Below are 15,088 nucleotides of genomic sequence, written 5' to 3'. Positions count from 1 at the left end.
GTAAAAAACAACTAAAACACCAAGCCCACCTCGCGATAATACTCATTCAAAAACAAGCTTTAAACACGTAACCGAATAAAACCTGTAACTAAAATAATAATAAGTAATCAAGCCACTATAACAACTAATAAAATATTAAATATACTCAAAACTAAGCACTATAAAAACCAGAAGAAAGTTCTGCAATAGCAACGCCAGAGGCTTTTAAACGGCACATAGCTGCCAACTCATCATTAGCATGAATAAATAGGCAAATTTCTTTTTGCCACTCTAAGATCGCGTTGGCAATCTGCATATCTGATAATGATTCAGACAATTGTTGCATTGCAATACAATCTGTCGCACAGTCATGGCTAAGTAATTTCAGCCCCACAAGCTTATCGCTATCGGCATCATTCATAGGTACAACTTCAACATCCGTACCTATTTTGCCTGATAACCAGCGGTAGCTTTGCGGTAGCCTGTGCACCACCGAAAGACCTAATTTTTCCACAAAGATATCCTATTGATACATTCTAGTATTTTGCCAAGTATTGATATTTAATTTCTTACTTGACCTAACATGGGCTTAAGCCGCTCATTCATCGTTCAAACCGAACTTTAAGTTATCCAAAAAGTAACATGAATGTTAAATATCGAATCTTAAATATAACATTAAAAAAACAAAATGTCGTTAAATTTTTGTGACATAAATCATTGCATATTCATTTTAATAGCAAATATCTTAAAATATAAACTAATTTTGATCGCTACATCCTAACATCTTGCATAAAACACTTAACTTTTTTTTACATTTGTGAAAAGAAAATAGTAAAAAACAGTTTATTTTTGAAGTAAATCCAAATTTTTATTAATGAATAATGTTGCAATGCATATCAAATCACAAAACATAAATTTAACAAATTCAGCTGTAATGATAATTGATTTAGATCATTTTTCACCAAAGATTATTAATACCACTGCGTTATCACTCGGCTTTATCGAGCAATCACTTTTATCTCTAATAGATAAATGAATTATATGGGAAAGTAACTAGAACAAACTTTGATTAGTCCGTTATAAATAATGAAGAAGATAATTGAGTGTTCTCAGTTTCATCCATGAAACTTGAAAACATATGATTTATTTTGTTTTTTTGGCTAGTAAAACAAATAACATTGAGAGCGCCACGCAAGCAACCATAGAGCCGACCATTGGCCATGCGCTCTGAGCAGGTATTAGTGATAACAAAGTTCCAACGAGTGCGCCAATTGAAAACCTTATTGTTCCTGCCAATGAAGAAACGGTTCCTGCAATATGTGGATAATTATCCAAGATCACTGCCATTGCGTTAGAAGTGATCATCGCTATTCCACTAACATAGATTGCAACACCGATAACCAATGTCCAAAAATCTAATGTAAATGCCGTTGTAACAAGCAACCACACGCCCATCACAAATTGAATAATAATGCCAAAGTAAAGCATTTTCTCCGCGCCAAAATGCCTTACATAACGGCTATTAATGGTCGTCATAATAAACAGGAAGATGATATTGATACCAAAATAGTAGCCGAAATTCTGTGGAGATACCCCATTTAAATCGATATACACAAAAGCGCCTGCATTTAAGAACGAAAACATCCCTGCAAAGGAAAATGAGCTCGCTAATATATAGAACAATACTTGTTTTGCTCTAAATAAAGTCGCAAATTGCCTTAATGTTGTTCCAACATGAAATTTTTGCCTTTTGGCAACGGGGAGTGTTTCCCGCACAAAACAGCTCACTAAAATAACGGCGATAACCGCAGCAATAGCGATGCTCCAAAAAATTGCATGCCATGAGAACCAGCGCATTAGCTCTCCCCCTAAAATAGGGGCTAATAACGGTGCGATTGTCATCACTAAGACAACAAAAGACATACTTCTTGAGAATTCATCACGGGTAAACATATCCCGCATAAGTGCATTAATCACAACACTTGCAGCTGCCGCGGCAAAACCATGTAAAAAACGCAACCAAATCAGTGAGTCAATCGACTCAGTGATAGCACAAGCCGCTGAAGCAATTGCAAAAACAACGACTCCCCCCAAGATAACAGGTTTACGACCAATGCTATCTGCCATCGGCCCATAAAATAATTGCCCTATAGCAAAACCAAAAATGTAGCTATTGAGCGTCATTTGAATGCGCCCTTCATCTACATTAAAATAATGCATCATCGTCGGAAAGCTTGGCAGGTACATGTCGATGGCCAACGGCATTAACATCGATAATAAACCTAGAATTAGTATCAGCCCCAAATAGGATGAACGCTGCTGTTGCACTCTTTAAACTCCTGCTATTTATTTACGTGGTACGTTAATACTGTTGATCTCTTCTTCCGTCAGTGGACGGTATTCTCCGGGCTCAAGAGTCTCATCGAGCCAAATTTCACCAACGCGTTCACGGTGTAACCCACAAACATGGTTCCCCACCGCAGCAAACATGCGTTTCACTTGATGATAACGCCCTTCACTAATCGTCAACCTGACATCTCTAGGGCTGATAATTTCCAGTTTTGCTGGTTTAGTTAGGTGTTTTTCCCCGTTAAGCATAACGCCCTGAGTAAACTGCTCGGCAACATCATTGGCGATATCGTCACTCAATTGAACTCGGTATGTTTTTTCACAATGATGCTTCGGTGAAGTAATGCGATGTGACCACTGACCATCATCAGTTAATAAGACAAGCCCCGTTGTATCGATATCTAAACGCCCTGCTGAATGCAGTTTTTGTGCGAGAGGCTCATCAATAAAAAAAAGAATTGTTGGATGTGTTGGGTCATCTGTTGAGCAAATATAGCCTTGTGGCTTATGTAACATAAAATAACGCGGCCCAGTAACTTGCACGAGGACATTACCATCATAAGCGACTTCATGATCAATCGTAACTTGAAAGGCCCCTGACTTAACGATTTCATCATCAACCGTTACGAGCCCTGCGCGCAATTCTCGCGCTACCAAACTTCGGCTTATCCCTAATTGCTGGGACAAAAATTTATCCAGTCGCATAGATTCTCTTAACTTGATGGAATGCCAGCGAAGCGTACAATAACGCTCAACTGTCAGAATATAGAGTGAAAGGTTGTTGTGATTGCTATCACATAATTCATTATAACAATAACCCCTGTGAAGTGATAGTTTCACCGCAGCAACTTACATCTTTAGACAGAGTCATCGTTTTAAATTAAATTTAACGTCATTCACCTGATTTAATTACATAATACTGAATAATATGCCTTTTGTATTACGCCCTTACCAACAAGAAGCTGTCGATGCGACAGTTGATTATTTCCGCAAGCAGACTGCCCCTGCCGTGATTGTCTTACCAACAGGAGCAGGTAAAAGCTTAGTGATTGCCGAATTGGCTCGGCTTGCTCGTGGGCGAGTGTTGGTATTAGCCCATGTGAAAGAATTAGTTGAGCAGAACCATGCTAAGTACCTCGCATATGGCCTACAAGCCGATATATTTGCCGCAGGCCTGAACCGCAAAGAATCTCAAAGCAAAGTGGTTTTCGGTAGTGTGCAATCCGTTGCTCGCAATCTTAAGGCATTTGACGCACATTTTTCCCTAGTGATTATTGATGAGTGTCACCGTATAAGTTTGAATGATAAGAGCCAATACCAACAAATTATTCAAGTTTTACAAGCTAATAACCCTTCATTACGTATTTTAGGATTAACAGCCACCCCTTACCGCCTTAACAGTGGCTGGATTTACCAATACCATTACCATGGCATGGTACGTGGTGATGAAAATTGTTTTTTCCGAGAGTGTATTTATGAACTCCCCCTACACTATATGATTAAAAACAAATTCTTAGTTCCACCTGAACGCTTAGACATGCCTGTTTTACAATATGATTTTAGCCAAGTTTCACTAACATCATCGGGTATTTTTAACGAACAAGAACTTAATTTGTCATTAAAAAAACAACAACGCATTACGCCTAAAATTATTGAGCAAGTTATTGAATATGCAACACCGTTACAAGGCTGCATGATCTTTGCTGCGACGGTCGAGCATGCCAAAGAAATTCTGAGTTATCTACCGAAGAATAGTGCGGCATTAGTGACGGCTGAAACCCCAGCAATTGATAGGCAAGCAATTATTAAGCAATTTAAAAATAAAGAATTACATTATCTCGTTAACGTTTCAGTATTAACAACAGGGTTTGATGCGCCTCATGTCGATGTGATTGCTATTTTGCGGCCAACAGAGTCAGTCAGCTTATACCAACAAATTGTTGGCAGAGGATTACGCCTTTATGAGGGAAAAACACGCTGTTTAATCTTAGATTACGCAGGTAATCCACACGATTTATTTCGGCCTGAAGTGGGTTCAAGTCAACCAAATTCAACCAGTGTGCCTGTGCAAGTTTTTTGCCCATTATGCCAATTTGCGAATATTTTTTGGGGAAAATGTACCTCTGATGGGCAAATTATTGAACATTACGGCCGGCGCTGCCAAGGCTGGGAAGAAGATGAAAATAAGCAGAAAAAACAATGTGAATTTCGTTTTCGGTTTAAACAATGTCCATACTGTGGTACAGAAAATGATATAGCGGCTCGTCGCTGTCAAAAATGCCAAGAAGTGCTTACCGACCCTGACGATATGCTAAAAGCCGCCTTAAAACTCAAAGATGCGTTAATTATTCGTTGTGGTGGTATGCAATTCATAACAGGGAGTGATAACAAAGGTGAATGGATTAAAATCAATTATTATGATGAAGACGGAACTTCTGTTTCAGAACGTTTTCGCCTAGCCACTCCCGCACAAAAACGCGTGTTCGAATATCGTTTTTTACGTGAGCATCAGCGTGCCCCAGGTGTTCCGTTTAAGTGGAATAATGCAAATGATATATTAGTGCAACAATCTTTATTACGATATCCCCAATTTATTGTCGCGCGCAAAAAAGAACGCTTTTGGGAAATTCGAGAGAAAATCTTCGATTATCAAGGGCGTTTTCGCGTTGCTGCTCCCCTGTCATAACGCGAAAATGATCATAATGATTGCTGGATGGCCGATTTTTCGTTAAAATGCCGCCCGCCTTCCGATATCTTGTTCTATGAATAGATTATCCTAGGCCAAATCTCGAACCTGCTGCTGGGTCGCCTGTAGCAGGAATTTATATTTTCTTTTTATAGAGAAATAGTAATGTTAACTATCAATGCAATTGAACGTAAAGAGCAGGGTAAGGGTGCGAGCCGCCGCCTGCGCAGAGATAACCAGCTTCCAGCTATCGTTTACGGTGGCAACCAAGAAGCTATCTCTGTAACTCTTAACCACGATGAAATCATCAACCAAGAAAGCAAAGCAGAATTTTACGAAGTTCTGAATCTGGTTATCGATGGTAAAGAAACAAAAGTAAAAGTTCAGGCTGTTCAACGTCACCCATTTAAGCCAAAAGTGACGCACATTGACTTCCTGCGCGCTTAATTAAAGCCCACAGCCGAGCTTTAGAAATTTTCGGGACGCCGAGTAAATAACGCCGCAATTGCGGCGTTATTTATTTCTACCTCTTCAACACCACAACCTATTTAGTACCACGGCGTTGTAATTGATCACGCAAATTAGGTGGTGTGCCACGAATGGTTAACGTATCAGTGACAGGGTCCCAAAAGATACGCTCCCCCATGAGCATCGCATCAAAGCTAATCGTGATCCCGCCACCACTCCCCGAAAACTTCGTTAATTGCTTTAACGTTCCTCTATCGGCAGGGAAACTTTCTTCGAGTTGATAATCATTTTGGCGAGCGAAATCGTCAAAGCTTTGTTCTTCAACCATTGGCAGCTCTTTTGCCAACGCCTGTAGCTCTATTTCCTCTCCAGACTGTAATTGTTCTGTACAATAACTATGTACTTGCTGGCGATAAGCTTGGCGCGTATTTTTGTCCATTTGTGCATTGTCACAAAAATCATCAAGTGCCTGAACCAAGCCTTTATTCTGAACTTTTGCGTTTAACCCTTCAGATGCAGCCAGAAAATCCATAAAGAAATCAGAAACTTTCCGCCCCACTCTACCTTTTAAGAAAGTTAAATAGCGTTTTGACTCAGGATTGGTTTCCCATTCGGTTAAATCAATACGTGCGACAATATCTGCATGAGGAATATCTAAATAATGTGTCGTGCCTAAATCCAATGATTCTGTGACAAACATGCTGTCACAACTATTGAGCACCGCAATTAATAAGTATTCGACCGCGAGGTAACGGTATTGACAAAAGAGAACCACGCCCCCTTCCGCAAAAGGATATTTGGCTAATTCATCTTTCAAGCGAACCGTCATCGCACGGCTGAAACCTAAAAATTCTTCTTCGCCCTTACGCAATAACTTTAACGCTTCAGCAAGTTCACTTTCTTCGTTAAATTCACCAAATGCTTTACTTTTAGCACTATAGACGCGGTGTAATTCTGCCATCATGTCTTGTACGACACCATCTGCTGTCAATAAAGAATCCCGCAACATCACCTCTAGGGTCTGCTCATCTCTTTTAATTAGCTGGTGTAAAGCTATCTGGTTAATTTCCAGACTCATTGTTGGCTCCTTCGTTATAGCGAAAATAATGTTGCGCGTATTCAAACATTGATATTATTCATCTGCAACAGAAACCATCATTTGTTCTATTTTTAGCCTGATTACGCTGAACTAATACGCACTTTATGAATCTGAATTAACATTATTCCCATTTAAACAAAAATTTGTTGCGAAGAAAGAAGAAAAACCAACTGTGATACGCTATGATATGTAGCTTTCATTAATTTAGGATGTCTCAATTTATGCCACAATCATCTCGCTATAGTGATGAAAAAGTTGAAGGTTTACTTTCTGACCTCGTGAGTGTGTTAGAAAAAAATCACACCCCTGTTGACCTTTCCCTCATGGTGTTAGGCAATATGGTAACGAATCTGCTGAATACGTCGGTTGCGCCTGCGCAACGTAAAATGATTGCAGAATCATTCGCAAATGCATTACTTTCTTCTGTTAAAGAAGATCAATCACACTAATTGATTAATGAAATAAACAGTATGGTCACCCACCTGCGCTACCGTGACAAAGTCTCTAACATGATTGGTTGGGGGCACTGGTTTGCACTATTCAATATACTGCTTAGCCTTGTGTTAAGTAGCAGCTATCTGTTTATTTTTGATTGGCCAGATACCTTAACTGGCCGAATTTATGCTTTCGTCAGTTGGTTAGGTCACTTTAGTTTTGTGGTCTTTGCGACTTACTTGCTAATTATTTTTCCACTGACCTTTATTGTTATGTCTCAGCGGTTGCTGAGGCTACTTTGTGTTGCCCTTGCAACGGCAGGAATAACACTATTAATCTTTGATATCCGTGTTTTTAGTCAATTCGGTTTGCATTTAACACCGCAAGTTTGGGACTTGGTCATCAACCCAACTAAGGGGGAAATGGCTCGTGAGTGGCAACTGATGTTTATCAGTATTCCCATTATCTTTCTTGTTGAAATGTTATTTGCGACTTGGAGTTGGCAAAAACTACGTAGTTTAAACCGCCAAACATTCGGCAAACCTCTGGCGGCTATTTTTATTGTGACTTTTATTATGTCACACCTGATGTATGCATGGGCGGACGCTAATTTTTATCGCCCTATCACCATGCAACGCTACAATTATCCATTGTCGCAACCCATGACAGCTCGCAAGCTCCTTGATAGGTATGGCCTATTAGACTTAACCGAACATCAAAATCGTGTATTCCAACAAGGTAGCCCAACGGCACTTAAATTAAACTACCCATTGAAACCTTTAAGTTATTATGACCAAGGCGCTGATTACAACTTATTATTGTTGGTCATTGATGATCTAGGGGATAAATCTCAACAAGATTCTATGCGGGCGTTAAACGAATTTAAAGAAATCAGTACACAGTTTACGAATCACTACACGGCTGGGCTACGTAACGATACTGCGCTATTTGGCCTATTCTATGGTATTTCATCGACTTATTTCGATAATATTCTCAATGGCCGCCATCCATCAGCGCTAATTGAAGCCTTACAACATCAAGGGTATCAGTTTGGTTTATTCTCAACAGATGGCTTTAATTCTCCATTATTCAGACAAGCTATTTTAGCTGATTACTCATTACCTGCAAAAACTGCAGATAATGACAACTTAACAGTTACACAGTGGAATAACTGGCTAGATAACCTTAAGAACGGCTCGCCTTGGTTCTCTTTCCTGAATATTAAAGGAACACCTGGAAGTGCAAAAACGAATGAACAAATCAATCGCGTAATGGCCGCATTACAGCGTGATAATCGCTTGCAAAATACCATTGTTATTGTGACGGCAAATTACAATAACCAAGGAAAAGCAGAAAACGAATGGTTAGATGGTAAACGCTTCAACCGTGATAATATGCAGGTACCACTGTTTATTTATTGGCCAAACACACCTGCACAGCAGATAGATAAGCTAACAAGCCATCAAGATGTGATGACAACACTGATGCAGCGTTTATTACATGTCAGTAATCCACCTGATGATTACAGCCAAGGTGAAGATTTATTTAGTGTTAAACGTACTTACCCATGGGTGATCACGGGTGACAACGACGATGTTGTCATTACCACAGATAATGCCACTCTCTACATGGATCAAAATGGCCAGTTTAATATCTACGATAAACAAGGTGCCATAGAACGAAATGAAAAACCTGATTTGGCTGAGTTGTTGAAAATCTTTACTGAATTAAAGCGTTTTAATGAAAATTAGTGCTTAAATATCAACCAGTCGCATCATAAGTCTATTGCTTTTAGAAGCAAATTGAGTAGTATTAATCAAAGTTCGGCATGTAGCGCAGCTTGGTAGCGCACCGTCATGGGGTGTCGGGGGTCGTAGGTTCAAATCCTATCATGCCGACCAACTTTTTATAGAGAAACCAATCTGTTACGGTTGGTTTTTTTGTGCCTAAATTTTGAGCGGGCAAAAGTCGGGGAAAAATCCAACTTATTTTCTAACTTTAACCACTGCTAATTCATCAAAATTTGTCGTGTAGGCAGGTGACAACATTTCTCTTTTCATTTTATATCCGCTATTACTACTCTTACTAACAAACAATCATTACACATACCTGCCAATTACTACCCATGACTATATTTCTCATAGTAACTAGTCATAAGCCGTTGCGTGCATTATACCAACAACAGTCTTTAACGATTCATTGAACCATAATAAATCGCCTTGTGATGTGTATTAAACTTTACCAAAACATAAGGTTTTAATTATGGCTTTTGAGCACTAATAATAAATATCATTGGTCTCTCTTTTTCCTCATCTAATGTTGGATTTTTTATAATTTGCTCGCACGATGGCCCCCACTCATCCAGTTCAATTATTTCAAACCCAGCAGAAATTAATAAGTTAATCCAAGTGGATAATTTTCTGTGTTGCTTTACGACACCATCAGCAAACCAATGGCTAATTCTATTGCCTTCTTGCTGGTACTGATTAACCGGCCAGGCTTTATTACCATACTTATCTATACACCATTCTTGAATAAGTGGTGCGGTGTATATTGGATGTTCTGCAGAAAAAATCACCCTCCCACCTTGATTTAGAGCTTGATATAACTTAGTTAATAGAGAATAAATATCGACCACATAATGTAGAGCCAGCGAGCTATAGATTAAATCATACTGTTCAGTAGGTAAGCTCAACTTTTCCAAATCAGCACGTAAGTATGTTATAGCGGAATCATCTGTCATTGAAATCGCCTTTGTTAACATTTTTTCTGAGAGGTCAACGCCTGTTACCTGTGTTGCCCCTTGAGCACTTGCCCACCGACAAAACCAGCCATAACCACAACCTAAATCTATAATAGATTTCCCATTTAAATCTGGTAATAACCGTTGTATTGCATCCCACTCTGGTGCACCACTTAGCCCTTCAACTGAGCGAGGCAATGTTGCATAGCCTGCAAAAAAATCAGGGTCATCATAAATATTTTGAGACATGGTTTATTCCCCAATAATAAGAAAATTAGGCTAATCATATTCTATATTTCTTAAATTTGATAAGAATTACCACTGTATAGATTAACAACGACTCAATGATAGCAAAGAGCGAGCTTTATGGTAGATTTTTAGTTAACCACCCATAATATTAAAATTGTTTTAATTCAATAGGTTAAAAACCAATAATTGTAATGAGCTTACTTTAAGTTTTCATATTAACCTTTTATTTAAACCATCCTATACTATAATATTTTTGAATTAATACATTTAGCATTGACAACTAACTGATTAATAATGAAAACTAACTTTAGAGTAGCAACACCAATTGATATAAATGCTATATTTTCCATAGATACCATTGCGACCGCAGAACGCTATAAAGACATTACCCAATGGAGCGAGCAAGGAATATGTTATGTACTGGAATCCAACAACGAAATATTGGCTTATGGCGTTCTACATTATCATTTCTATTCCCATGCCTTTATAGAGCTATTAATGGTAAATAAAAACCATCGTCGACAAGGCCTTGGCCTCATTTTAATTAATAAACTAAAAATGAAGAGTAAACCCCAAAAGATTTTTACTTCTACAAATCAATCAAATACAGCCACTCAACAGCTTTTAATAAAAGCTGGCTTTGTTCCTAGTGGCTACATTGAAAATTTAGATGATAATGATCCCGAACTTATCTATTGCTATATACCTGATTAACACCATCGATATGAAGAACTATAATATCGTTTTATCCATCACAACCGTTTGTAAGATGTGATTAAATTGCTGATACGTTTCTTGAGCAATCTCTTCTGGATAACTTAGCACCCTAAGCTCATGCGGCTTATTTTCTGGGTAATAACTTGGATGAGCATGGACGTATTCATTTTGTTGAAAACCACAATGCTGATAAAAAGACCAACGTTTTTGGCTGATTTCATCAATAATAGGGTCTATTTCTAGAATCACTTTACCTACATCATGACAAAACTGTTTTAGTACCTTTTGCCCATAACCTTGCCCTCTTAATACGGGGGAAATAGCAAAATGTTCAATATAATAATAACCTTCGATTTTCCAACAACCAATAAAGCCAATGAAAATGTCATTTTCTTTGAAATTGAGCAAATAATAATCGCTATGATTCAATATTGCCTTTCTTCCCTGATAGCTTCTTTGTTCATATAACGGAAAAGCGGTGTCATATAACTGGTTAATCATTGCTATCGCTTGGCTATCTTCACTTTTAATTCTTAAAGCATGTAACATTTAATCGAAACTCACCTTCATAAAATATATTTTATAGAATACCTATTTTTAATTTTCTGACAATTATTTTATCAAACGCTCATAAGATTAACTTTTTGTTTTATATTGATATTATTTTTTCACTCAATTTACTGATAAAAATATTTGCAGCTCTATATTGACTTTTTTGCCTAATAGTTCTAAAAATACTGTATATTAATACAGTCTTTACTAGAGGCTATCATGTTACGTATCGAAGTATTATTTGATAAAAACGCTCCGCAAAAACCCAGTTCAGTGGTTTTACAAGCTCTTGAAACTGAGATTTTACGCAAACTTCAGAACCAATATCCTGATATGGTAACTCGGGTTGGGTTTAGCTCACAACAACGCGTTAATATTTCAGGAACAAAAATAGCGGAGGATAAAACTCGTATTGAAGAAATACTGGAAGAAATATGGATGGATGATGGTTGGGTCCCAGAAGAAACAACAGAGGATTAACCAAATACTTAAAAGGAATGTTTTACCCTATGACATTCCTTTTTTACTAATACGTGAGGCTTTTTACACCTTCATAAACTGGCGCAATATTGACTCCCCCCTCCAACAACAAAAGTACTTTCATCAGCCAGAGAACAACTGCAAGGTAACACACTGATTATTAAAGCAGCTAGTTGTTTTAAATTTCTTATATCTAAATTTTACTCATTTTTAATTAATAGATTTTATGCCTAAGAAAGGTTTTAATTTGTTTCACTGGATTCAACTTTTCATTCTCTTCATTAGTTGTTCTAACCTGCGAAATACAGTTAGTAATATTTGCACAAGTAGAAATTTCATTTAGTTTTAGGGGTGATAAACTAACTGTGGACGTATTATTAAAATCTTTTCCAATAAAGATTAAAGCAAGCGCGATTGCGACTATAAACAATGGCACCTCATAAAATGCGTGTTTCATTATCAATGCTCTTATTGCTTGAATGATAAAACGATAATAAACAGTCTATTTTTTTGTACCTTAAAGATGGGTTAAACCAACCTTAAGATATGCTTAAATACGCTTCAAACTTGAACTGTTCATATTGTCTGACGCTCACTGCCTGCTTATACTGGCTAGTAGAGGTGATAATATGAATATCCTATTAGTCGAAGATGATCTTCAATTGGGAAAAGCACTATGTCGTGGGCTGGAGCTTGCAGGTTTTAATCCTTGTTGGGTAAGGCTACTTGCTGATGCAAAGTTACAACTCGCATCTCGCAATTTTGACCTAATGCTCTTAGATTTGGGCTTACCTGATGGCGATGGTCATGACGAGCTCATAGCTTGGCGTAATATGGGCGAAACTATTCCAATAATCATTCTCACGGCAAGAAACCAAATGGATAACTTAGTTTCTAGTTTAGATTCAGGTGCTGATGACTTTTTAACAAAACCATTTGCTATGCCTGAACTTATTTCCCGAGTGAAAGCCGTTAGTCGCCGTATGGCTGGGTTTTCATCTGAAATATGGCAATTGGGTAACCTGCAATTAAATCCACTTAATCATCAAGTAACCCTTAATGAGCAATTGCTACTGCTATCCGGGAAAGAATACCTATTACTCTATGAATTAATAAAAAATGCAGATAATGTTGTCAGAAAAACGGATTTAGAGCAGCGTCTATTTGGATTGGATGATGTAGAAAGTAACTCTTTAGAGGTTCATATTCATAATTTACGCCGAAAGATAGGTAAAGACCGTATAATTACTATCCGTGGCATTGGTTATTTATTAAAAAAAGAAGTGCCACTAAGTGAAAGTTAAATCATTTTTTATTTATACATTCGGGCTACAAATCAGTTCCGTTATTTTTCTTTGGTTATTATTAGTTGGCTGGCTCCAGTTTTTTTATTGGCCATCAATTCATGATGAGTTAAATGCACAACAGAATATCGTCACTCAAGGGTTTGCTAAAACACTTGATGTGGTTGCTGATAAACCTGAATATTTCAATAAAATAGCCGACAACCTACAAGAACTTTATTCTAGCGCAATGGAAAGTGGCGATAATATTAGTTATCGGCCTTTTATGGTTGTCAGAGATAAACAAGGGAATGTCTATTACCGGAACAGCGACAAATTACATGTTCCCTCCCTTAAATCCGTTTCTGAGCTCGCTGCATTACATAAAGACTGGCACTTTACTTCTGCATGGAATGATCAAAAAACCTTTGAGGTTGTCATTGCTGAATCTTATAGTGTTCGTAAATCCTTATTAGGTAATCCAGCCGAAGGAACAGCCATTCCCCTCGCTTTCATTTTAGGTATTATGTTGCTAGCAATTTTAATTACCGCTTATTTTAGTTTGCGGCCTTTAAGACAATCAGCAAAACTCATTTCCAGCCGTCAGCCGGGTAATTTAACTCCTATAGAAACAAAAGAGCAATATAAAGAAATTCGGCCTATTATTGCTGCAATAAATAACCTTATGTCTCGTGTTGATGCTGCGAATCAACGTGAAAAGCGCTTCATGGCAGACGCCGCACATGAATTACGGACGCCGATTGCGGCTGTTATTGCTCAATTGCATTTGTTAATGCAAATTGATAATCCAAAAGAAAAAGGCGAAATTATTAATGATATGCAAGAAACTTTAAATCGTGCGGCCTCTCTATCACATCAATTAATTGACTTAGCTCGTTTAGAAACTGAAGATTTCTTGCTAAATAAAGAACAAGTTGACCTGCCTGCATTAATCAGCCATTTAATATCTTCACACATACCTTACGCCATTAACAAAGATATTGATGTCGAACTCCAAAGCCCAAAATCTTTTTATATCCTCACAGATAAACTCGCATTAAGTAATATTTTTACTAATCTGCTTGAAAATGCGATTAAATATTGCCCTGAAAAAGGGAAAATCAAGGTCATTTTGAAAGACCTTACCCCATTTGGTGGGACTATTTCTGTTCAAGATAACGGCCGAGGAATTCCAGAAGACAGTCGCCAGCTTATATTTTCTCGCTTTTATCGAGTACCTGGAACAATGGAAACCGGAAGCGGTTTAGGTTTATCAATTGCCCAGAATTTAGCCCATAAAATCGGTGCTGTAATTAGAGTTACTGATGGATTAGACAATCAAGGTATTGGTTTTATTATTGACTTACCCTAAATCGAATAATGTTATTGAGTTAACAGCATTCACGCTTTTTTCCAGATAGTATACGCCTTTTATATGTTAATATACTTACACCTAAAAGAGGCAATAATGTCCAAGGCATTAGTAATTATTGATCTCATTGAAGAGATAATTGGTAAAAATGGCTTATCTAATTCAAGTTACCAGCAAACTTGCTCGCGAAAAATCGTTGAAAAAGCTAATCAAGCGGCACAATATGCAAGAAACCATCATATTCCCGTGATTTGGGTTAAGGTTGGGTTTTCAGACAATTATCACGATGTTCCTGCTGGCTCCCCTATGTTTCAGCAAGCTAAAAAACTTGGAGCCTTAAAATTAAGTGGCACTGGGTGTCATTGGGCTCATGACCTTGAAGTGGCATTTCGTGACCCAGTAATGATTAAAAAAGGGGTTTCTGCATTTGCAGGAAATCATTTCCATAAATGGCTTACCGATAATGATATTACCGAGTTGTTTATTGGCGGAGTTAGTACCGTAAAGGCCATTCAAAGCACGGCTAGACAGGCTCATGATTTAGGGTATTTTGTTACAGTACTTGAGGATTTATGTGCCGCTCCAACGCCAGAACTCCACCAGCAAAGTATTCAGGCATTGGATGGCATGGTAACCATTTCTTCAGTTAAAGAATTTATGCAATTAAAATAACATT

At 37.8% G+C, this 15,088-nt stretch carries 16 protein-coding genes and 1 tRNA gene; 10 read left to right on the top strand and 7 right to left on the bottom strand.

The window, feature by feature from the left end; translation table 11 throughout:
- Positions 1 to 151: 151 nt before the first annotated feature.
- The 3 genes from P3L40_RS09555 to rsuA all read right to left on the bottom strand — a co-directional run bounded on the left by P3L40_RS09555 (position 152) and on the right by rsuA (position 3,033).
- Positions 152 to 493: a hypothetical protein gene (locus P3L40_RS09555; protein ID WP_004260080.1), complete on the bottom strand. Its 342-nt coding sequence runs from the start codon at positions 491 to 493 to the stop codon at positions 152 to 154.
- Between the two features lie 629 nt (positions 494 to 1,122).
- On the bottom strand, positions 1,123 to 2,250 hold the full coding sequence (locus P3L40_RS09550) for a Bcr/CflA family multidrug efflux MFS transporter (RefSeq protein WP_004260068.1): 1,128 nt from the start codon (positions 2,248 to 2,250) through the stop codon (positions 1,123 to 1,125).
- Positions 2,251 to 2,325: 75 nt separating this feature from the next.
- Complete coding sequence (rsuA, locus tag P3L40_RS09545) at positions 2,326 to 3,033, bottom strand: 16S rRNA pseudouridine(516) synthase RsuA (RefSeq protein ID WP_110591852.1); 708 nt, start codon at positions 3,031 to 3,033, stop codon at positions 2,326 to 2,328.
- Positions 3,034 to 3,256: 223 nt separating this feature from the next.
- On the opposite strand from rsuA, the gene P3L40_RS09540 reads away from it, so the two are divergent.
- Both P3L40_RS09540 and rplY read left to right on the top strand, forming a co-directional pair.
- Complete coding sequence (locus P3L40_RS09540; protein ID WP_136134360.1) at positions 3,257 to 5,014, top strand: DEAD/DEAH box helicase; 1,758 nt, start codon at positions 3,257 to 3,259, stop codon at positions 5,012 to 5,014.
- Positions 5,015 to 5,179: 165 nt separating this feature from the next.
- The gene (gene rplY / locus P3L40_RS09535) at positions 5,180 to 5,461 is read left to right on the top strand and encodes a 50S ribosomal protein L25 (protein ID WP_004260060.1); all 282 of its coding nucleotides are present in this window, start codon (positions 5,180 to 5,182) and stop codon (positions 5,459 to 5,461) included.
- Positions 5,462 to 5,558: 97 nt separating this feature from the next.
- Here the strand turns inward: rplY and yejK are convergent, their stop codons facing one another.
- The gene (gene yejK / locus P3L40_RS09530) at positions 5,559 to 6,560 is read right to left on the bottom strand and encodes a nucleoid-associated protein YejK (protein WP_136134361.1); all 1,002 of its coding nucleotides are present in this window, start codon (positions 6,558 to 6,560) and stop codon (positions 5,559 to 5,561) included.
- A 242-nt stretch (positions 6,561 to 6,802) separates the two neighbouring features.
- Between yejK and P3L40_RS09525 the strand changes: the two genes are divergently transcribed.
- The 3 genes from P3L40_RS09525 (at position 6,803) to P3L40_RS09515 (ending at position 8,917) form a co-directional block, all read left to right on the top strand.
- Positions 6,803 to 7,030 carry a YejL family protein gene (locus P3L40_RS09525; RefSeq protein ID WP_004911940.1) on the top strand — a complete coding sequence of 76 codons (228 nt, stop codon included), beginning with the start codon at positions 6,803 to 6,805 and terminating at the stop codon, positions 7,028 to 7,030.
- Positions 7,031 to 7,051: 21 nt separating this feature from the next.
- Positions 7,052 to 8,767 (top strand): LPS biosynthesis-modulating metalloenzyme YejM, encoded by a 1,716-nt coding sequence (gene yejM / locus P3L40_RS09520; protein WP_210853231.1) that lies wholly within the window; start codon positions 7,052 to 7,054, stop codon positions 8,765 to 8,767.
- A 73-nt stretch (positions 8,768 to 8,840) separates the two neighbouring features.
- Positions 8,841 to 8,917: transfer RNA gene (locus tag P3L40_RS09515), tRNA-Pro, on the top strand.
- Between the two features lie 84 nt (positions 8,918 to 9,001).
- Here P3L40_RS09515 and P3L40_RS09510 read toward each other — a convergent pair.
- Both P3L40_RS09510 and P3L40_RS09505 read right to left on the bottom strand, forming a co-directional pair.
- Positions 9,002 to 9,064: a DUF4113 domain-containing protein gene (locus P3L40_RS09510; protein ID WP_231135993.1), complete on the bottom strand. Its 63-nt coding sequence runs from the start codon at positions 9,062 to 9,064 to the stop codon at positions 9,002 to 9,004.
- 212 nt (positions 9,065 to 9,276) lie between these two features.
- A complete protein-coding gene (locus tag P3L40_RS09505; protein ID WP_004260042.1) occupies positions 9,277 to 10,008 on the bottom strand; it encodes a class I SAM-dependent methyltransferase in 732 nt (243 codons plus the stop codon).
- A gap of 294 nt (positions 10,009 to 10,302) precedes the next feature.
- Between P3L40_RS09505 and P3L40_RS09500 the strand changes: the two genes are divergently transcribed.
- Complete coding sequence (locus P3L40_RS09500) at positions 10,303 to 10,722, top strand: GNAT family N-acetyltransferase (RefSeq protein ID WP_210853228.1); 420 nt, start codon at positions 10,303 to 10,305, stop codon at positions 10,720 to 10,722.
- An 18-nt stretch (positions 10,723 to 10,740) separates the two neighbouring features.
- Here the strand turns inward: P3L40_RS09500 and P3L40_RS09495 are convergent, their stop codons facing one another.
- Positions 10,741 to 11,274 (bottom strand): GNAT family N-acetyltransferase, encoded by a 534-nt coding sequence (locus tag P3L40_RS09495; protein ID WP_136134364.1) that lies wholly within the window; start codon positions 11,272 to 11,274, stop codon positions 10,741 to 10,743.
- A 222-nt stretch (positions 11,275 to 11,496) separates the two neighbouring features.
- Here P3L40_RS09495 and P3L40_RS09490 point away from each other — a divergent pair, with 222 nt between their 5' ends.
- The 4 genes from P3L40_RS09490 to P3L40_RS09475 all read left to right on the top strand — a co-directional run bounded on the left by P3L40_RS09490 (position 11,497) and on the right by P3L40_RS09475 (position 15,084).
- Positions 11,497 to 11,757: a DinI-like family protein gene (locus P3L40_RS09490; protein WP_004260032.1), complete on the top strand. Its 261-nt coding sequence runs from the start codon at positions 11,497 to 11,499 to the stop codon at positions 11,755 to 11,757.
- Positions 11,758 to 12,386: 629 nt separating this feature from the next.
- Positions 12,387 to 13,061, top strand: a complete 675-nt coding sequence (locus tag P3L40_RS09485; RefSeq protein ID WP_004260024.1) for a response regulator — start codon at positions 12,387 to 12,389, stop codon at positions 13,059 to 13,061.
- A complete protein-coding gene (locus P3L40_RS09480; RefSeq protein ID WP_272515339.1) occupies positions 13,051 to 14,412 on the top strand; it encodes a sensor histidine kinase in 1,362 nt (453 codons plus the stop codon). The genes P3L40_RS09485 and P3L40_RS09480 overlap by 11 nt, the downstream gene beginning before the upstream one ends.
- 96 nt (positions 14,413 to 14,508) lie before the next feature.
- Entirely contained in the window at positions 14,509 to 15,084 is a 576-nt protein-coding gene (locus P3L40_RS09475) for a cysteine hydrolase family protein (protein WP_004260017.1), read from the top strand.
- Positions 15,085 to 15,088: the final 4 nt, after the last annotated feature.

Origin of the sequence: Providencia sp. PROV040, from assembly GCF_032706145.1 — a bacterium.
Taxonomy (GTDB): Bacteria; Pseudomonadota; Gammaproteobacteria; order Enterobacterales; family Enterobacteriaceae; genus Providencia; species Providencia hangzhouensis.
The sequence above is the reverse complement of the archived record's forward strand: the minus strand, read 5'-3'. Positions and strand labels throughout refer to the sequence as shown.